This is a genomic window from Phenylobacterium sp. RIFCSPHIGHO2_01_FULL_69_31, assembly GCF_001824475.1.
Classification (GTDB): Bacteria; Pseudomonadota; Alphaproteobacteria; order Caulobacterales; family Caulobacteraceae; genus Phenylobacterium.
In genome coordinates this window covers 1-18,117 of record NZ_MHXN01000039.1, presented here as the reverse complement: position 1 = coordinate 18,117, position 18,117 = coordinate 1, and the positions used below count along the sequence as shown (strand labels likewise).

19 protein-coding genes and 1 pseudogene are annotated in these 18,117 nt (G+C 64.4%); 11 read left to right on the top strand and 9 right to left on the bottom strand.

Going from position 1 to position 18,117, the window contains the following annotated elements; translation table 11 throughout:
• Window positions 1–101: 101 nt before the first annotated feature.
• The 4 genes from A2790_RS20575 to A2790_RS20560 are packed head-to-tail and all read left to right on the top strand — an operon-like array spanning window position 102 to window position 2,907.
• The gene (locus A2790_RS20575; protein ID WP_293355306.1) at window positions 102–623 is read left to right on the top strand and encodes a hypothetical protein; all 522 of its coding nucleotides are present in this window, start codon (window positions 102–104) and stop codon (window positions 621–623) included.
• Window positions 610–1,119, top strand: coding sequence for a hypothetical protein (locus tag A2790_RS20570; protein ID WP_293355303.1), 510 nt, complete (start codon window positions 610–612; stop codon window positions 1,117–1,119). Before A2790_RS20575 ends, A2790_RS20570 begins: the two co-directional genes overlap by 14 nt.
• Complete coding sequence (locus tag A2790_RS20565) at window positions 1,055–1,579, top strand: hypothetical protein (RefSeq protein WP_293355300.1); 525 nt, start codon at window positions 1,055–1,057, stop codon at window positions 1,577–1,579. Before A2790_RS20570 ends, A2790_RS20565 begins: the two co-directional genes overlap by 65 nt.
• Window positions 1,576–2,907: a hypothetical protein gene (locus A2790_RS20560; protein WP_293355297.1), complete on the top strand. Its 1,332-nt coding sequence runs from the start codon at window positions 1,576–1,578 to the stop codon at window positions 2,905–2,907. The genes A2790_RS20565 and A2790_RS20560 overlap by 4 nt, the downstream gene beginning before the upstream one ends.
• 64 nt (window positions 2,908–2,971) lie before the next feature.
• Here A2790_RS20560 and A2790_RS20555 read toward each other — a convergent pair whose 3' ends face one another.
• The 5 genes and pseudogenes from A2790_RS20555 to A2790_RS20535 all read right to left on the bottom strand — a co-directional run bounded on the left by A2790_RS20555 (window position 2,972) and on the right by A2790_RS20535 (window position 7,666).
• On the bottom strand, window positions 2,972–3,943 hold the full coding sequence (locus A2790_RS20555; protein WP_293355294.1) for a TniQ family protein: 972 nt from the start codon (window positions 3,941–3,943) through the stop codon (window positions 2,972–2,974).
• The gene (locus A2790_RS20550; RefSeq protein ID WP_293395788.1) at window positions 3,940–4,872 is read right to left on the bottom strand and encodes a TniB family NTP-binding protein; all 933 of its coding nucleotides are present in this window, start codon (window positions 4,870–4,872) and stop codon (window positions 3,940–3,942) included. The genes A2790_RS20555 and A2790_RS20550 overlap by 4 nt, the downstream gene beginning before the upstream one ends.
• Window positions 4,853–6,595 carry a Mu transposase C-terminal domain-containing protein gene (locus A2790_RS20545; protein WP_293355288.1) on the bottom strand — a complete coding sequence of 581 codons (1,743 nt, stop codon included), beginning with the start codon at window positions 6,593–6,595 and terminating at the stop codon, window positions 4,853–4,855. Before A2790_RS20545 ends, A2790_RS20550 begins: the two co-directional genes overlap by 20 nt.
• Before the next feature lie 174 nt (window positions 6,596–6,769).
• Window positions 6,770–6,952, bottom strand: a pseudogene (locus tag A2790_RS20540) (transposase); the annotation flags it as partial.
• A gap of 36 nt (window positions 6,953–6,988) precedes the next feature.
• Entirely contained in the window at window positions 6,989–7,666 is a 678-nt protein-coding gene (locus tag A2790_RS20535; RefSeq protein ID WP_293395784.1) for a TetR family transcriptional regulator, read from the bottom strand.
• Window positions 7,667–8,029: 363 nt separating this feature from the next.
• Here A2790_RS20535 and A2790_RS20530 point away from each other — a divergent pair, with 363 nt between their 5' ends.
• From A2790_RS20530 to A2790_RS20515, 4 genes are all read left to right on the top strand, one after another.
• Entirely contained in the window at window positions 8,030–10,219 is a 2,190-nt protein-coding gene (locus tag A2790_RS20530) for a TonB-dependent receptor (RefSeq protein WP_293395781.1), read from the top strand.
• 90 nt (window positions 10,220–10,309) lie between these two features.
• Window positions 10,310–11,701: an amidase gene (locus A2790_RS20525; RefSeq protein WP_293395778.1), complete on the top strand. Its 1,392-nt coding sequence runs from the start codon at window positions 10,310–10,312 to the stop codon at window positions 11,699–11,701.
• A gap of 159 nt (window positions 11,702–11,860) precedes the next feature.
• Entirely contained in the window at window positions 11,861–12,274 is a 414-nt protein-coding gene (locus A2790_RS20520; RefSeq protein WP_293355800.1) for a hypothetical protein, read from the top strand.
• Entirely contained in the window at window positions 12,243–12,452 is a 210-nt protein-coding gene (locus A2790_RS20515; RefSeq protein WP_293355797.1) for a hypothetical protein, read from the top strand. The genes A2790_RS20520 and A2790_RS20515 overlap by 32 nt, the downstream gene beginning before the upstream one ends.
• Window positions 12,453–12,751: 299 nt before the next feature.
• Here A2790_RS20515 and A2790_RS20510 read toward each other — a convergent pair whose 3' ends face one another.
• The 3 genes from A2790_RS20510 to A2790_RS20500 all read right to left on the bottom strand — a co-directional run bounded on the left by A2790_RS20510 (window position 12,752) and on the right by A2790_RS20500 (window position 15,545).
• Entirely contained in the window at window positions 12,752–13,504 is a 753-nt protein-coding gene (locus tag A2790_RS20510; protein WP_293355794.1) for a TnsA endonuclease N-terminal domain-containing protein, read from the bottom strand.
• Window positions 13,505–13,562: 58 nt separating this feature from the next.
• On the bottom strand, window positions 13,563–14,417 hold the full coding sequence (locus tag A2790_RS20505) for an MFS transporter (protein WP_293395773.1): 855 nt from the start codon (window positions 14,415–14,417) through the stop codon (window positions 13,563–13,565).
• A 135-nt stretch (window positions 14,418–14,552) separates the two neighbouring features.
• Window positions 14,553–15,545, bottom strand: a complete 993-nt coding sequence (locus A2790_RS20500) for an NAD(P)H-quinone oxidoreductase (RefSeq protein WP_293395770.1) — start codon at window positions 15,543–15,545, stop codon at window positions 14,553–14,555.
• A gap of 81 nt (window positions 15,546–15,626) precedes the next feature.
• Between A2790_RS20500 and A2790_RS20495 the strand changes: the two genes are divergently transcribed.
• Together A2790_RS20495 and A2790_RS20490 are read left to right on the top strand one after the other, a co-directional pair.
• The gene (locus tag A2790_RS20495; RefSeq protein ID WP_293395767.1) at window positions 15,627–15,833 is read left to right on the top strand and encodes a DUF1192 family protein; all 207 of its coding nucleotides are present in this window, start codon (window positions 15,627–15,629) and stop codon (window positions 15,831–15,833) included.
• Between the two features lie 88 nt (window positions 15,834–15,921).
• The gene (locus A2790_RS20490) at window positions 15,922–16,431 is read left to right on the top strand and encodes a DUF1465 family protein (protein WP_293395764.1); all 510 of its coding nucleotides are present in this window, start codon (window positions 15,922–15,924) and stop codon (window positions 16,429–16,431) included.
• Window positions 16,432–16,649: 218 nt separating this feature from the next.
• Here the strand turns inward: A2790_RS20490 and A2790_RS20485 are convergent, their stop codons facing one another.
• Window positions 16,650–17,354, bottom strand: coding sequence for a hypothetical protein (locus A2790_RS20485; protein ID WP_293395761.1), 705 nt, complete (start codon window positions 17,352–17,354; stop codon window positions 16,650–16,652).
• Between the two features lie 198 nt (window positions 17,355–17,552).
• Here A2790_RS20485 and A2790_RS20480 point away from each other — a divergent pair, with 198 nt between their 5' ends.
• Complete coding sequence (locus A2790_RS20480) at window positions 17,553–18,113, top strand: hypothetical protein (RefSeq protein WP_293395758.1); 561 nt, start codon at window positions 17,553–17,555, stop codon at window positions 18,111–18,113.
• Window positions 18,114–18,117: the final 4 nt, after the last annotated feature.

Below are 18,117 nucleotides of genomic sequence, written 5' to 3'. Positions count from 1 at the left end.
TGTACGAAATCGGACCGATTTGGCTGTTGTAGTCCAATTCGACCTTTCGTCAATGCCGCCCGCCGACGGTCCGTGTCGGTTCGCGCGCCCTGGAGACCCTGATGGGAACGCTGAAAGACACCGAAAACCCCAGCGCCGGCGCGAAGTCGGCGGCCACCCTGCAGATCGAAGTGCAGGTCGAAGACCGTGGCCAGGTCGTGAACTTGGCGGTCACAGAAGACCAGGCGAACCGCGAAGGCGTCCGTGCCGCCCTGGGCCTGGATGACGACTACGAGCTGTTTGAACGCGACGCGGACGAAGCGATGGCCGCGCTCGCCGGCCGCAAGGCGGTTCGCCTGGTGGCGCATCGCAACAAGAAGATCACCGTCCAGGTGCGCTACGAACACTTGACGAAGGAGAAGGTGTTCGGGCCGGCGAAGACGGTCTTCAAGGTGCTGCAGTGGGCGGTCGGCAAACAGGGGTTCAAACTGGAGCCCCAGGCCGCGGCCCGCGCCAACCTGATCCTGCCGGGTGCGGAGAACCCCCTGCCCAAGGACGACGTCATCGGCAAGTACTCCCCGCAAGGGCAAGACACGCTGGTGCTCGATCTGACGCTGCGGGACTTCACCAATGGAGTGTTCTGAGCCCTCGGCGGCCGAGCAAACGCTCGCCGCCCAGCTGGAGTCCGTCCTGTTTCAGGCCGGGGTGGAGGAGGGCCGCTGGGCGGTCCTCCGAAACCAATTTCCCCACATTGAGGTGCGGGTCACCGGGTCTGATGCGGACGGCGCGTTCAAAACCAGCATGGAGTTTCAGCTCCTGTGCGACGATTTTCCCGCACAGGGACCTTACGTGCAGCTGTGGGATCACGCCCGCGGGGTCAGGCCACCGGCACCGACCGAGAGTACGCCAGGTGTCGTGGACGCTCTGAAGGACTGGAATGAGTCCGGGACGGGTTACGGCGGAATCTACCGCGGCTGGCAGCGTGGCGCCGCTAATCACAACAACTGGGCCGTTAGCCGGCCGGATCAGGCTTGGCGGCGCGACCGGCACATAACCTTCATCATGGAGCACCTCTATGCGCTCGTTTCTGAACACGCTGCTTGGTTGGCTGATCGGCAGTCGGCCACGGCTGCTGTGTGATACCGCCGTCTGGCGGGTAGGCGTGGGGGAGCTCGCTCGGCGCACCCTGGGTGGGCGGCGCGAAAGCGGCGCCTACCTGCTCGGGGTCGAGCTTCCCAACGGGGCAAAACGCATCCAGGAGTTCGTCTTTTACGACGACATCGATCCGCTGGCACTGGCCACTGGTGAGGTGACGATCCGCCAAGTCGCGCTGCCGCGCCTGTGGGAGCACTGCCGTTCTCGCGGCTACGGCGTTGTCGCTGACGTGCATGTTCATCCGGCAGGTTACGGCCAAAGTCCCTCGGACCGGGCCAACCCCGTCATGCCGCGTGCGGGTCACATCGCAATGATCCTGCCGAACTTCGCGCGGGGCGCTCCGGCTCCAGGGAACATCGGCATCTACGAGTACCACGGCGACGGCGCCTGGACCGATCACTCCGCGGCTGGGTCGAAGTTCGTGAAACTGGAGAAGACGTCATGACCGACCACATTCGCCGCTCGCGCATCACCAAGGCGCTCACCGACGCCAGCTTGGTGTCCTCGTTCCCCGAGGCGGAGGCTCGGCTTGACGCAGTCAGCATCTGCGTTGTCGTCGCGGGGGACCAGAGCCGTACAGCGGCCGGCCAAGCGGCGACGCTGACCGTGCTGGCGACTGCCTTCAAGTGCTTCGGCCGCGTGAACCTGGTCCTCGGAGAGGACGCCGATCTCCTCGTGCCGCAGCTCATGGGCCGTACGCTGCTTGGGGCCGCAGCCTATCTAGGCGCCACAACGGTCACTGCACCGCCGGACGACACCACGCACGCGATCTACGTCGGGCGCGGCCCGGAGCTTGAGGCCTGGGGCGTGAGTTGCTGGTGGGATGGTTGGCTGTCGGGTCTGCGTCCGGAAGGCGACCATACTACTGGGGACGGTCGACTTGCGCTCGCCGGTGTCTTCGCAGGCGCGCTCGCGGTGCGCGATGTGTTCGCAAACATCCGCGGTAAGCAAGGATACCGCCTTGAGCCGTTGACGATCTCCCTTTGGGCGCCCTGGAGTGTCGACGCCCCCCTACAAGGTCCCGCAGCCTTCGACGTGCCGAATTCCTTCTGGATTCTCGGCCTTGGGCATCTAGGCCAAGCCTTCATCTGGAATCTGGGATTCCTGCCGTTCAAGGGGCCTCGTAGGGTGATCTTGCAGGACAACCAGCGGATCGGGCCGGAGAACGAGCCCACGAGCTTGCTGGTCACGAGCAAGGACATCGGGTGGAAGAAGGCGCGCATCGGAGAGCGCTGGCTGGAAGCGCTGGGATGGGATGTTGATATCGTCGAGCGCAGGAACTTCGGCGACGTGCAGGTGCAGGACAGTGACCCCCAGATGCTGATCGCGGGATTGGACAGTCTGCCTGCCCGCCGCGCCGTCGCCGGCGCCGGCTTCCCCTACATGATCGACGCCGGCATTGGACACGGTCCTGTCGACTTCGAGGGTCTCCAGGTCCGAGTCATCCCCGCCGGCGCGAACCTGGACGGCCTTTGGACCAAGCCCGTCGCGGATGATCGTCGGGCCAAAAATCTCGCCACCGAGCCCTATGAGGCGCTTGCTCAAACATCGGGTGCGTGCGGCGTGGTGCCCCTTGCCGACGCCTCTGTGTCGGTGCCGTTCGTCGGTGCGGCTACTGGCGCTCTGGTGCTGGCACAAGCAATACGACTAGCAAGCCTGAAGCCCGCTGCGGCCGTCCTGCAGATGGACCTGAACGCGCCCCACATGATGATGGACGGAGGGCAAGTTCCCAAGCCGGAAGCCAACTTCGGTAGCGAGCGAATTCTCCTCTGAGCCTTCGGAGGTGCGGCGCACCCGCACGAGCCGCACCTCCGCGTTGGTCACTCGCACTGCCGGCTTAGGCTGCGGTGAGAAACCGGATCACGGGGTCTGCGTATGCGAATGGCGAGCGGCCGTAGCGCCGCTCACCGAACGCCCAGGATTTCCACACACCGGCATCGGCGCAGTGAGCCACGAAAAGCCAGGGCCAGCCACGCATGAGGCGGGCGGAGAGAGCCGAGATGCGGTGACGGTCGGCCGTCACCATGAACTCCAGCTGTTTCTCGGAGGGCGGCGCCGGGTCGCCCCCCCAGTGCCGGGCGATCTCATCTCGAAGGCCCTGGGACCGCTCACCCGCCCCAACAACGGTCATGACCTGTCGTACTACCCCGAAGAACGACAAGGGGTGCAGCGCCTCAAGTTGGGTCCAGGCCCGGGCATCGGCCGACAAGAGTTCAGCGAGGCGGTGCTCGAACTGTAGCGCCTGTGAATCCGCAGGCTCGACCGGGCATTCGCGGCGATCTGCTTGGCAGACGTCACAGAGCGGATCCTGGCCACGATGCGGCGATGCCGGTCGCCGGCAGTCATGGCAGCGATCAGCCAGGACCACACCATGGCGCGGACAGGTGCTGGCCAGCGCAAGGCGCCAGCGGCGGCGATAGTAGGGCTCCTCGTCGGCGCTGAGGCACATGGGACACCACTGCAGACCGGGACGCCGGCGCGTGCGGTGATAGATGCCGACCGGCAGGATCCAGTCGGTGTGTGCTGTTCGCCCCCGAAGATCCTCGAATAGGACGCCCGTGAACGGCCGCAGCGTCGTGACTTCGACGTCCGCCGCCGCAATACCTGTACGTTCCGCCATCACCGTTGCGAGGACGGCCGGCGCCGACGCGTCGATGTCGCGGTTCCAAATCTGCAGGCCAGGCCATACGGCGTGGCAGAAGCTATGAACCTTGGGCGTGTGCGCGAGCGCGATCCGGCGCAGCCACGAAGAGAGCAGTTCGTCCGGCTGAGGACGCGGTCTGATCGGCCAGAGCTGGAATTGGCTCAACCCAACACCTGGCGGCCCGCCTTCAGCGCAGCCTGGGATTCGGCGAGGCGACGGGAGGGACGGATCCACCCAAGGGACTTGAGGGTCTTCAGCGTGATGCGTTCCTCCTTGGTCTTGATGGCGGTGACCGCGGCGCGGCGCGCGATCCGGACGATGTCACCGGTCAGGCCCTCGCTCTCCGCGAGAATCCAACGCATGAGCGGCTCTTCGGACAGATCGGAAGCGTGCTGCAGGGGCAAGGTGGCTTCGATGCTGTTCAGGAAGCCGGCCGTCGCATCAGCGAATTGCCAGTGGTTCAACGCAATCGGGTCGAAACGGCGGGCCATCTGAGGATCGAGCTGGACGGCGCGAAGCGCAGTGTCGATTCCCGAGGCGACGATTGTAATGCCCAGGTCATTGCCGAGCAGCTTGAGCACGCTCAGCATTTCGAGCTGGCGATCCTTGGGGCCTGCAAGGACGTGATGCACCTCGTCCACAATCAGCAGCTTGACGCCGATCCTCCGGAGCAATCGCAAAGCCAGAGGATAGAGCACCTCGGCGCTCGCGCTGGCGCTGTACGGTGCGTTCGTCCGCTCGAAGATGCGGCCCAGGAAGCCCTTGGCCGAGGCCGTGATCGAACAACTGATGTAGAGTACGGGGACATTAGCAGCGGTCAGCTTACCGTCCTCCGGACAGCCGTGAATTGCTGCGAACCGCTTCAGGATCTTGCTCTTACCCATTCCGCTATCGCCCACCACCAGCAGATGGGTGTCCCCCTCCGTTGGGTAGTCCTCCAGGGCCTCGTCGCACAGTGTATGGATGGTGGCGGCGGTAGCGTGGAGGATGAAGGGCTTGCGCCGGATTTGACGAAGCCGAGCGGTGTCGTCCGCCTCCAGGGCCGCTCGAGCCCCCGCCGTCAGCTTGCGGCCGTCAAATGAGGGTTTCATCATCCACCATGAAGAAGATGTCGCGGTTGTAGGGCTTGGCTGGTGGCGCGGGTGCGTGGGGCCTCGAAGTTACGTCGCCGAGAATCTCGCGCGTCACCTCGGCACCCTTTGCCCGCCGCTCCGCATTCAATCGGCGCCGGTGGGCGGCAGTCTTGTTGCGGGCATCTTTTTCGAGGTCGCGCTGGCGCTGAACCGACGCGTCGATCGAGGCGACGTCAGTGGAGTCGCCAGCCGCTCGGCGTTTGCGCCGCTCCTGCTGCCACTCCCAAAGCGCCACGTTTTCGGTCGTGATCTCGTTGGTGCGAAGCTCGTAGTAGAGGCCGTCCTCCGGTCTCCGGAACCAGGCGCGCGTGAGGTCATAGGGGTTGCGACGGATCACAAAGCGGCGCTTGTCCCCGGCGTCGAGGTACGGCTGTAGGACGTCGCCCCAGTACGGCACGTCCCAAAGGACGCCATACCGCTGGACGGTCCGATATTCGATCGGCGCAAAATCGAGGAAGAGCTTCAGCTTGTCTGCGATTTTCTCTGGCTCGCCGCGGCCAGGGCGCCTTTCGGTGCCGTAGATGCCCCTTGCCCACGCATAGTCGGGGCGCTGGCCGTCGTTACCGCTATGTTTCTTGCGATGATATTGCTCGCAAATTGCCTCAATCATCCAGAGCTCGAGCTCGGGCAAGCTCATCTCGGCGGTCTCGTTAGGATTGCGCGTTCGCTCCTTGCCGAACCCACGCGCGTGGGCGGTCGAACCTTTGAGCAGCTTCATCTCACCCATGGCGGTCCCGATGAAGCGTTCGATCATCCCTCCGAAATGCGGCATGCCGGGCGGGCGGGTCTCAGGCTTGGGGATTTGCCACTCCCGACAGCCGAAGATGACGGCTTCGGAGCTGAACTCGTTCGCGTTGTCGACATAGATCGCTTCGGGCTTGCCGTGCATAGGCCAGCTCGCGGATGAGCCCAGGCGCTTCAGCCATTCCTCCTTGGGCGTCATGATCCGCGTGATCAGAAGGGCGACCGTTGCCGCGTTCGGGTATTCCCAGGAAAGCACGAAGGCCAGTACGGCCCGCGTGTGTTCATCGAGGGCGACGGTGATCCAGGGTCGGCCGATGTGGCTGCGGTCGTGGACGCCCGTGCAAACCACATCGACGAGAGTGTGGTCGATCTGAATGCGTTGCAGCGGAAAGTCGGTCTTTGGCGTAGCACCCACCAGGGCGTTGTGGTGCTCCCGGGCAATTTTCTTACCGTACTTGCGCTCCTTGCGTTGGCGGATCGGCACACCAATGAAGCGGCTTCGGAGCGTGTTGTGCGCTGGCTCGGGTAGGTTTCGCGCGCGAGCGCGCCTGCGGATTTCCGCGAAGGCGTGGTTGTCTGGCGCATTGGGCTTGTCCCGATCGAACTCCTCCCGAACCTCGACGATTAGCGCCTCCACCTCCGGGTGAAGGCGAACGGCGCCACGGCCGCCGTTGCTGCCTTGAGGGAGTAGGCATGTGAGAGTCTTGAGTTCGCGGTATTTGCGGCGATAGCGGTTGAACTGCGACTTCGAGGCGCCGAACTCGTCAGCCGCCGCGCGCACAGTAGCGCCGTCGAAGCGGCCCCCAGCTTCCAGATCCTCGATGATCTTGCATCGCCGTTCTGCCTCCCTTGTCCTTTCCTCATCGAGGAAGCGGATGTCGAGCGGAGCGCCTGGCCCGGGATGGGCTATCTTGGATTCGTAGTCGCTTCTGCGCTGCAAGGGCTGACCCTATGAACTGGACAACCGGGTTCGCGCCCAGGCCGGTCAGCCGAGCGCCGTTCTCCGATCACACCGCCAGTTACAGCAATAGAATTAAAGTGTTGTTGGACCCCGGACTCGCTGTCACCGGGGCGATGCTTGCTGGGCCACCACCTGTGCGCTAGGCATTCCCCATATCCGCCCCTGGACGTCGATGGAGGAGCCGGACTGCCAGCGTCTGGATGTCAGCCCGAAGTAAGCGGCCACGTCGCGGGACGCCGGAAGCGTGCCGGACCGTCGATGGCGGCGGCGAAGCTCAGCGCGCAGACCGGGCCCACGCCCGGCAGTTAAAGCTGCCCTTCTGTGGAGTAGATCTCCGCCTCACCAAGTGGACGTGCTGCTCTACGCCCCCCTTTAAACGATGGGGACGGCTGTCGCCTGCTGGTATTGGTCTACGAGCGATCGAAGCGACGCACTATCAGGCGACCGAGCATGATGGAGAACTGCATCCATGGCGTACGCCGCTAAAATCGGCATATGTCTAGCATGTCTGTGGCCATTGTTGCCGAAGAGCATGAGGCCCTCCATGATCGAAATTGCAAATATTGACAAGGTATCCATCGCCTCGTCGCTGAGCTCGGGATTGAGGCGGGCTAGCATCCGGCGCACGCGCGCTTCACCATGAGCATAGTATTGGTCAAGGTGGGCCCTGACTTCCGAGTCGTTGTTCGCCATTGACCAAATTTCTACGTAGATGCGCGCGACGCGGCTCTCTTCGTTGAACTTCATCCAACCGCTCAGATATTTAACGAGCCCATCGTTCGGATAGTCGGCTGCCCATCGTTCGAGCTCGTCCATCGGGGCCGCCAAATCGGCAACGATGGAATCGAGCATCGCCTTGATCAATTGCTGCTTGGCAGGAAAATAGTACGAGACGTTGCCGATCGGCAGGCCACACTCTTGAGCAACCCTGCGCAAGCTGAGAGCGGCGTGATCTTGCTCGGCAAGTACCCGCTCAGCTGCACGGATGATATTGGAGATCGTGGCGCGGCCGCTCGTGTATCGCGTCTTAGTAATTCTACGCTCGACCATGTGGCACCCTCGAATTTCCATATCCACGGTCCATGAGACAGTATTCTGATAGAGTAGAAGCAGAGAATCTGCGGATAGACGAGAAGACTCGTCTCCAGTGACTTTCCGGCGGCAGGGCGGCTGACCGCAGGCGGAGACCGCATCACCACGTCGGCCCGTGAGCGAGCGCAACACGATCTTCGGTGACCCTGTCAAAGGCCGGATTTAAAGCCGGCCGGAAAGTGAGGGGAAGGGCGAAGTGTCGCAGCCGACGATGGGGTTGCGAGAATTTGGACATCCGTCTAACTTTCGCGCGGCAATTAGCTGCAGCGTAAGCGAAGCCGTGTGTGCGGCAGCAGCGCAGCGGCAAAGAGGGGGCAAACTATGAAGAGGCATTCTCGCAACCTGGCGCTTGGCACGGCTGCAGCCGTGGCCATGGCCGCGGCGTCGCAAGCGGCGCACGCGCAGAGTGCAAGCCTCGGAGGCGGTCTGCCGGACGACACGGCGATCGAAGAGGTTGTCGTCACAGCTCAGAAGCGCGCTGAAAGCCTCCAAGACGTGCCGGCCGCGATCTCCGCGCTTACAGGGGAGAGCCTCGACGAGCGAGGGATCACGAAGGCTAACGACCTGCAGTTCCTGGTGCCCAGTATGCAGTCAGGCAAGATGCTGGGCGATACAGCGATCGCGATCCGCGGCGTGGGGCTCAACGTCGGCTCCCCGGGTGTCGCCATCCACGTTGACGGGGTCTACCAGCCGCGTCCGTCGATGGGCGATTTGACCCAGATCGACCTCGCCCGCGTGGAGGTGCTTCGCGGCCCTCAGGGTACGCTTTACGGCCGAAACGCGAACGGCGGCGTGGTCAATTTCATCACACAAGCTCCGACAAGTGAGCGCGAAGGATACCTGCTCGGCAGCTATGCATCCTTTGACGAGAGCCGGCTTCAAGGGTTGATCAATCTACCGCTTTCAGATCGTTTTCAGGCTCGCCTAGTCGTGGATCACTGGAATCGTGGCGAGGGTTTCGTCAAGAATGTCGTCCCTGGGAACCCGGATCTCGAAAGGGGTCGAGCGACGTCGGGGCGTCTGCGTCTTGCCGCGCAAATCACCGACACGTTCAAGGCCGATCTCAGCCTTACTGGGCACACCGCATCGGGCCCGACCGGGTACTATACACTCACCAGCGCTCCCTCCGCCGCATCTGTCGCGGAGAACCCTTTCCTCGCGGGCGTGCTCGTACCGACCGGCCCGCGCGAGACGGCCGCGAACGGGCCGGTCAACACGGACAGGGATTTCGGCCAGGCGACGGCCACGTTGACGTGGGATCTTGGCGCCGCCCAGTTGAAATCGATTACCGCCTATTCGGTGCTAAAGGATCACGTCCTGAACGATGAGGACTCGCTAGATATCGACGCCTTCCCAGCGGAAGGACGGTCGCGGGCGCGAACGTTCTCCCAGGAACTCAACGCGTCTGCGACCATTGGGCATGTCGAAGGCGTGGTCGGCGCCTTCTACATGCGCGACACTAATAGCTCCTTCTATGGCTATGTTTTCCCGTTAGGCATTAACGGCTTGCCGGTCCCGGGGAGCCAGCTGACGTTTGAGGCGCGCCCCTCAACTGCGAAGACCTTGGCCGTTTTTACCGACATCACGGCGCGTGTCTCGGACCGCTTGCGGATACTCGGAGGCATCCGGTTCTCCCGAGACGACATCACCTTAGTCCAGAGGAATAGTTACTCGTGGGGGCCAACCGCGCTGGAGAGCCTATGCTCAGTCACCGCCTCCACGAAGTTCGACTCGACGACTCCGCGACTGGGCGTGCAATACGACGTGTCGGACGATAGCAACCTTTATGCGACCTATTCTAAAGGATTTAAGGCCGGTGGGTTTAGCGGTGGCGGCTGCGACCAGGCGTATAATCCTGAGAAGCTGACATCCTACGAGTTTGGGTGGAAGAACCGACTTGCTGGCGGCTCCGCCATGCTAAACGTCACGGCGTTCTACTACGATTACACAGACCTGCAGCTGTCGCAGACCATCGGGTTGGCGTCCTTCATCGCGAACGCCGCTAAGGCCGAGGTCAAGGGTATCGAGGTCGAGGCCCTCTGGCGGCCTCTCCGTGGGCTGACGCTGAACGGCAACGCCTCATTTCTCGATGCCCGGTTCAATGAATTCGTCAATACTGATTCCGTGAACCTGCCTGCCGGTGTCCAGTCAGTTGATGGCAACTACCTGAACAACGCGCCACGCTTTTCGACGAACCTCGGCGCGTCTTACGAAACGGACCCGGTCCTGTTCGATGGGCCTCTCACCCTTCGCGTCGACGTGAGTTATCGTACCCGAGTCTACTTCCGCGAGTTCAATGCTCGCGAGGACTCGCAGGGCCCGTACACCATAGTGAATGCCTCTGTGACTTGGCGATCGCCCGACGAGAACTATAGCGTCCGAGTCTTCGGTACAAACCTGACCGGGCAGGAATACTACGCCGCGATGAACGCCTCATCCAACTTCGGCGCACGGTATGCAAGCTGGGGCATGCCGCGTCAGGTCGGAATCGAAGTGCGTCGGGACTTCTAAGTCATGAACCGGCGACAAATTTTACTTGGTGCTGCTGCGGCGGCCGGCTCAATCCCGGGCTCAGCCGATGCGTCGATAAAGGGATCGGCTATGCCTCTGTGGAAATGGAGTGCGACAGATCTTGCCGAGGCAATACGGGCCCGGAAAATCACGAGCCGCGAGGCGACCGCGAGTGCGTTGCAGCGGGTGGCGTCGGTCAATGGTCGATTGAACGCAATCGTCGAGCATCTGGACGAGGAGGCGCTCGCCGCCGCTGACAATGCGGACCGTGCAGTTCGCAACGGCGAACCGCTTGGCCTGCTGCACGGGGTGCCGGTCACAACCAAGATCAACGTGGACTACAAGGGCCATGCGACGACCGATGGCGCAATCGCGCTCAAGGACAACATCGCACTAGAAGACAGTTCCCCGGTTCGGAACCTCCGGCGCGCGGGTGCCGTAATCATTGGACGGACAAACGTTCCGACGTTCTCGTCGCGCTGGTTCACAGAGAACGACCTGTACGGTCGCACGTTCAATCCATGGAGCCGCGCCATCACGCCCGGCGGTTCCAGCGGAGGCGCCTCGAGCGCAGTTGCGTCGGGGATGGGGGCGCTGGCGCATGGCAACGACATCGCGGGTTCCGTGCGGTATCCTGCGTACGCCTGCGGCGTCACCTCTATCCGGCCCTCCATGGGGCGTGTGCCGGCGCGGACCTCGACAGGCAAATCCCTGGCCCAGTCGCTATTCCTCGTGGAGGGTGTTCTTGGACGGACCGTCGCCGACATCAAGCTCGGGTTCGCGGCGCTCGCGGCGGACGACCCCGGTGACCCTTGGTGGACGCCAGCGCCCCTTGAGTTCCCCGGCGCGGGCAGGCCGACACGCGTAGCCCTATATGCCGGGGGCAAGACCTATCGGCCCGACGCCTCAGTTGGAGCTAGTCTGGATCGTGCCGCCAAGGCTCTGCGAGACGCCGGCTATATGGTCGATGAGGTCGATCTCCCGCATTTCGAAGAGGCGGCGAATCTTTGGTACGAGCTTGCCATAAATGAGGATCGCCAGCCGGCTGGTGCGAGCCGAGACGTGGGTGGGGACAGGCGTCTCAATCGCATGATGGACTCCGTAGACAAGATCACCCCCGTACTGGATCGTCACGGATTCGCCACCGCCATAGCGAGACGGAACGCGATATGCGCCGAATGGGACCTCTTCTTCCAACACTACCCTCTGGTCCTACTGCCAAATTCATGGGTCGCGCCTTTCGAGTGGGAGCATGACCAGGTCGGCCCGGAGGGGATGCGAGAGGTCCTCCGCGAGCAGTCGCCCCAACTGGTAACACCTCTCCTTGGAGTTCCAGGCCTCTCAGTTCCAACCGGCCTGGTGAGTGGAATTCCGAGCGGCGTTCAGCTGCTTGCCCGCCGATTCCGAGAGGACCGCTGCTTTGTGGCAGCAAGCATCATCGAGCGTGCGCATCCTATGCCGACGCCGGTGGATCCTGTGTGAACATGAGGCCGCAGTCTGCATCACCTCCGGCTATGCGGTTAGCGGAGCGACTCCGCGCCCGACGGGCAAGCTCGGCTGCAGCTTGCACATGGCCTCCGATCGAGGCGCGCCCCAGTTCGCGACGCGGCGCGGACCCGCCAGGGCGCTCGCTTCGATACGATGACGACACTGAACGCCGAAAAGCAGCCAGGCGGCGATGCCTGTTTTCTCGACGGCGCCATCTACGACAGCCAAGCCAATTACGGGACATCGGTCGCGGACCCGTCTCGGGATTTCGAAGGGCGGCAGATGTACGCCGTTTCGAAGAATGGGGCAGGGGATGATCTGGTGTCCGAGGTCGCGCCCTCCGACGGACCTGACAGCGAAGGCGCGCTCGGCGTCTGGTATCTGACCAAGCTGGCCGACAAGCTCCGCATCGCAAGAGCGTTGGAATTACTGCTACAAGAATCCCGACGTCGCCATCGACCGGGCGGTGAGCCTCGAAAAGGTCAGCCAATGACGCTGCGGCTCGGCCGGGCTAGCATGAATTCCGCGAGGGCAGATGACGAAGCGCGTGAAGGTTTATCCGTTTAAGAAGTGGAGCCAGACACACGGCAACTACGTCGTTTCCGCACAACTTGCGACGCGCGAGGCGATCGAAGCGACGCAGGGCCTGGTCCTCATCCCGGAGGGCGCGCTGGAAGTCGACGTCTCGCTGCTCGACGGCAACGGCATAACCCGCCGACCATTGGAACAGCCCGATGGCGACTAGGGCCCGATCGGCCGACCGGCACTAGAGTATCCACGAGCACGAGGTCCCATGCGCCGTACGGCCAAGGCCGGAGCGGAACACATCTCACCGCCGCCGAGGACGCCGAAATCGGTCGTGAGGCCATCCGCAAAGGCGACTTCTTCGCTCACGAGAAGGTCGCGCAACTCATCGGCTTGTCTCCCGGCTATGTGCCGAAGTCCAATAGGTAGCTGCGGCCGGGAGTTCCCTAGCCACCGACGGCTACCCCCGCGCCGAACGGCTCGACCGCACGCCAGGTATCTTGGGGCCGCCTGAGATAGTCACCTCCTGCCGGAGGCAAAGGTCACCCACGTCATCGATGAGATTGGCAGTCCGCGATCACACTGAAGCTCCCCGAGGGCCATCATGCGATATATCGCTGCCAAGGTCCTGTGCGAGCTGAACCCTCTCCCGGTGACGGATGCGACAAGCTCTCGAATCCGCGCCGACTCTAGCGACCGCATTTTCGTCCTGATCAGTTCGATCAGATCGGCGTCGTGGGGGCGGTCCAAGTAGGGTGACAGTAGCTGCGCGTTCGTGAGCCAGCCGGAGTTCATTTGGAGGTCGGTGACCACTTTGAAGATCGTCGCCGGCTGCTTCCATGCCCAGACCCTCGCGGCCGCATAAGCCGCTCGCATGTCCCGTCTCGAGCGCCACAGATCTTCCAGCCGTTTCACTTCAACGACAACCCGCGTGAATGGCACGTCGGCCGAGGCTTGCAGATCAACCACGAAGTCGGGGGTGTACCGGCGCTCTGTCATGCGCGCGTGATCGAGATAGCGGATCTGCAATTGCTGCGCCCGCACCTTGCGAATGCGGGGTTCGATTCTGCACGAGACGAGAAAGTCACGCTCGAAGCTCGACTCGAACCCAACCGGCGCACCGTCGAACGGCACACGTAGCGTCCCGCGCGTCGCGCTCAGAGCTCGCGGCGTCGGGGCTGTGGAAAGCCAGTCCTCCCGCACATCCGAAACTAGACGCATTGCCTGTTGCGTTTTGCGATCCAGGCTCGCTGGCTGTTGAGCCGGGCTCATCGGCTGTTGTCCTCCTGGCGTGCAATCGGCCCCCGGAGGGTCATCGCCTTTTGCACTTTCACAACTGCCGTAGCTCCCAGAAATAGAGGCCGAAATAGATCTCCAGCCCGTTCCGCGCCCCAACGGCCACCGCGATGAACATCATCGCCAGGGCCGCGGAAATGAACGCCCGGTTGTTCAGCGTCTGCGCCATCTCCAGCACCATGGCCTTGAGCGTGACTTTGCGGACGGGCGCCTGGGTCAGGTGCGGGATGCGGCTGGCCGTGCCGAGCGTGGAAAGAACGATTGTGCCGAAGATGATCAGCGCGCCGGTGATGGAGTAGGCGACGTAGCCCTCGCGCGCGAGCACGCCGCCACTGCCGTCAGGCTGCTCCTTGAGGAACACCTGATAGGCCAGGACCGTCATGCCGAGGCCTCCAAGCACCATGAAGAAATGGCGCATCGCCAGGAGGTTGGTTCGCGCGTCGTAGCCCTTGACCAGTTCGGGCGCGAGCGCCTGGTGCGGCAGCTCGAAGAAAGTGTCGAAGAAGCGGACGGCGAACAGGCAGACGGCCAGGTAGGCGGCCAGCGCGCCATGTCCCCAGTCCGCGGGCGGGTTCCAGAGCAGGTAGAACGCCAGCGCATAGGGAAGGGCGGCGGCCAGCATGAACGGGTGCCGCCGGCCCCAGCGCGACCGCACGTTGTCCGAGATCTGCCCGATGATCGGGTCGAGCACCGCGTCGAAGACGAGCGCCACAGCCAGAATCGAGCCCACCAGCTGCGGGGGCAGTCCCACGACCTGATTGTAGAAGATGACCAGGAAGGTCGAGAGCGCGCGAAGCTTGAGGTAGGTCGCGGTGCCGCCCACCGCATAAAGCACCTTGGTATGGAATCGCAGCGGCGGGGCCTCGCCCGCCGAAGGCGCAACGGCCATGGAATTCGTCCTCCCATTCGGGCGACGGAGGCCATTCTGGTGCGCCTCTCAACGTCCGCCCCCAAACGGTGGGAGCGGCCGGACGGCAGGTCAACGGTTTAGATTTTTCGGTATGGACACAAAGCGCCCGGCGGCTCAGCTCGGGAGCAGGATGACCTTGCCCACATGCGCGCCGGCCTCCAGGTGGGCGTGGGCGGCGGCAGCCTCTTCCAGCGGGAAGGTGGCGTCGATCTGCGGCTTCACCTTGCCCGCCGCGATCCAGGGCCAGACCACCCGCTCGATCTCGGCGGCCAGCCGGGCCTTTTCGTCCGCGCTGCGCGGCCGCAGCGTCGAGCCCGTGATCACCGCGCGCTTCATCATGATGGCGAAGACCGGAAGGTTGAGCTGCGCGCCGCCGAGCGCCGCGATGAAGACGATCCGGCCGCCGGTCTTCAGCGCGTCCAGGTTCTTCGGGACGTAGTCGCCGGCCACCATGTCCAGCACGACGTCGACGCCGCCCTCACGCTTGGCGACCTCGGCGAAGTCCTCGGCGGTCACATCCACGGCCACGTCCGCCCCGAGGGCGAGGGCGGTCTTCGCCTTGTCGGCGCCGCGCCCGGTGGCGATCACCTTGGCGCCGGCGGCCTTGGCCATCTGGATGGCGGTCACGCCGATGCCGGAGGTGGCTCCGTGGATCATCAGCGTCTCGCCGGCCTTCAGCCCGCCGTGCTCGAAGACGTTGGCGAAGACGGTGAAGACCGTCTCGGGCAGGCCGGCCGCCTCTTCGAACCCGAGGCCCGCCGGGATCGGAAGGGCGTGGCGGGCGTCGACCGCCGCGTACTCGGCATAGCCGCCGCCGCCCAGCAGAGCGCAGACCCGGTCGCCCACCTTCCAACGACCGGCGGCCTTGGCCACCTCGCCCGAGACCTCCAGCCCCAGGGTCTGCGGCGCGCCCGGCGGCGGCGGATAGGCGCCCAGACGCTGGACGATATCGGGCCGGTTGACGCCCGCCGCGCGCACCTTGATCAGGATCTCGCCGGGGCCCGGCTCCGGGATCGGCGCCCGCACGGGCTTCAGCGCGGAGGCCGGCCCCTTGCCGCCCTCGATGGCGATCACGGTCATGGTCTCGGCTTCGAGCGGGCTGGTCATGAAATGTCCTGAAACTTGCGCAAATCGGCCTTGGGCGTTCAGATAGCGGTCCCGTCGGGGGACGCAAAGGAGGGTTCGAGGATGGATGAACCTGTCGACGTCCGGATCGGCCGCGGCCAGCGCCTGCTGGAGGCCGTCCGCGAAGACCTTGATCTCTATGGCGTCTCGGAGCTCGAGGAACGCCTGGAAGTCCTGGAGGCGGAGGCCCGGCGGGTGAGGGCCCAGATCGACAAGAAGCGATCGGGCCGGGCCGCGGCGGACGCCCTTTTCTCACCGCGCGCGAACTGATCCGGCTGGCACGGCGGTTGCACGAAGACGTCGCGCCGCGACGTTTCGTTCAGCGCGTGGAAACCCTAAACGAGTTAGAGTGCGCCCGATGCAGGATACCCAGAGCCCCGACTGGCGCGACGACGTCATCCAGGACTTCGCCCGTTCCGAGCTGTTCGAGCGGACGTTCCAGGAAGGCATGGAGCTGGTGGAAGAGACCGCCAGCTACCTGGACGGCGAAGGCCGCCAGGAGTCCAAGCTGCTCTCGCGCAACGCGGCCCTGGCCTATGCGGCCGAGAGCATGCGGCTCACCACCCGCCTGATGCAGGTGGCCTCGTGGCTGCTGGTCCAGCGCGCGGTCCGCGAGGGCGACATGGCGCCCGCCGCCGCCTGCGAGGACCGCTACCGCCTGAACGCCGAGGACGTGTCCCGCGCCGAGGCCGAGGCGGCCCGCAGCGAACTGCCCCGCGGCCTCACCGGCCTGGCCGACCGCGCCGAGCGCCTCTACGAGCGCGTCCGCCATCTGGACAAGCGCATGTACCTGGAAAGCCGCACGGCCGAGCCGTCCAACCCCGTGCTCTCCCACATGGACCGCCTGAAGACCGCCTTCGGCGGCTGATCGCCGGAATTGCCTCCCCGAAGGGGGAGCTGTCAGCGAAGCTAGGGGCTTCCACTCAGAACGCCCAGCCGCTCCGGGCTCGGCGCGGCGCAGCCTCCACCCCGCGCCGATGTCGGCCAAGGTCCGCTTCTCGGAGCGCTCGGGCCAAGGTCCGCTTCTCGGCTTGGCGCCAAATCCCGACTGCGACCCATCGCGGACATTGCCGCAATTGGTCCGCGCTACGCGATTAGGCGCGTGGTTGCGCTGATCTGATCAGCGTCGAATTGGATTTCGTCAGCGATGAGCACACACAGCGCGCGCCACAACGTCTCCGGGCGACTGTCAGCGCCATCGGAGGCGAACTGCCTGAAGTTGCGAATAGCGACCGTGCGCGCGAGGTCGCCGACGGTTGTCGAGTGATACCCGCCAACGTCGGTTGAGATCATAGCGATGCCTACTGGTATCAAAAGCAGCACGGGCCAAATGGCGTGGGCCTGGAGCACGAAGAATGCGCCAACAACACCGGAGAGCAGTGCAACGACTCCGACACCGCCCCACCAGGACAAAGTGTTCGGCAACGTCCTCACGCCCATTTCCTGAGAGAGCTTCGCGAACAGCAGCTTCGGCGGCAATGGAGTGAGCCCCGCCAGCTTGGTCGCCGGCGTCACACGACCTCGAACTCCGGCGGTGCACCTCAGCGCAGCCCGAATGCGGTAGAACGCCATCGAGGTCGCACACAGCCCGGCGGTGGACGACATGGGGATGCGCGTGAGCAGCGCGTCGTAGATGTCACCCACCGTGAACCACTTGGCCGGATCGTTGCCGAATTGGACATCGAAGGAGCCCTCGATGGCCCGGATCAGGTCCACGTCGTCGCCATCACCGGCAAGGCCGATGGTGTCCGTGTCCGTCCGCGTCTGAGCCTCCAACATGGCCGCAAGCATGACAGAACCAAGCGCCGCCGCGCAATGTCGCCTACCCACCCACCTGCGAAGTTCGGAACGTCTGTTCGCGGGCGAGGCGGCTCAGCCGGACTTGGCGGCGGCGGCGGCGGGTCATCCGGCGGGCCCCCAGCCATAAAAAGCCCACCCCGCCTCACCGCTGCGACCGCTTCTGACGCATTGCTGTGTTTTGATCCTCGCATGTCCACCGGAAGCGACATGCGCGAGCGGCACGAACGGGTGCTGGCGGAGATGGCCGAGGCCGGGATGGTCATGGTGCGCGGGTTGAGCGCGGCCAGGGAAGCCGCCGCGGATCCGGCCGCGCAGGTCCAGGTGGGCTTGGCCTATCACCGTGTCTCGCGCGCCGTGCGCCAGACCATCGCGCTGGAATTCCGGCTGGCCCAGGCGGCAGACCGCGCGGCCCGCGAGCCCGCAGCTCCCCGACCGGCGGTGACGCCCGCCCAGACCCCGGAGGCCCGGCCGTCACCCGAACGCGGAGACTGGTATGAATACGAACGCGCCGAGGCCGACGAGGCGCTGGAAGACCTGGATGTCCTGCTGGAGGCCGACGACGCCGACCCCGAGGCCGTCCACGCAGCCGTCGAAAGCTGCATCGTCCGCATCCGCCACGACCTCGACCTGGCGCCCCCGACCCTGCGCCGCTCCATCTCCTCACCCGTAGGGGGAGGGGGACCACCTGCAAGGTGGTGGAGGGGGTCGGCCGGGCGCGCCGAGCTTGATCGGCGGGCGCGCCGAGCTTGATCGG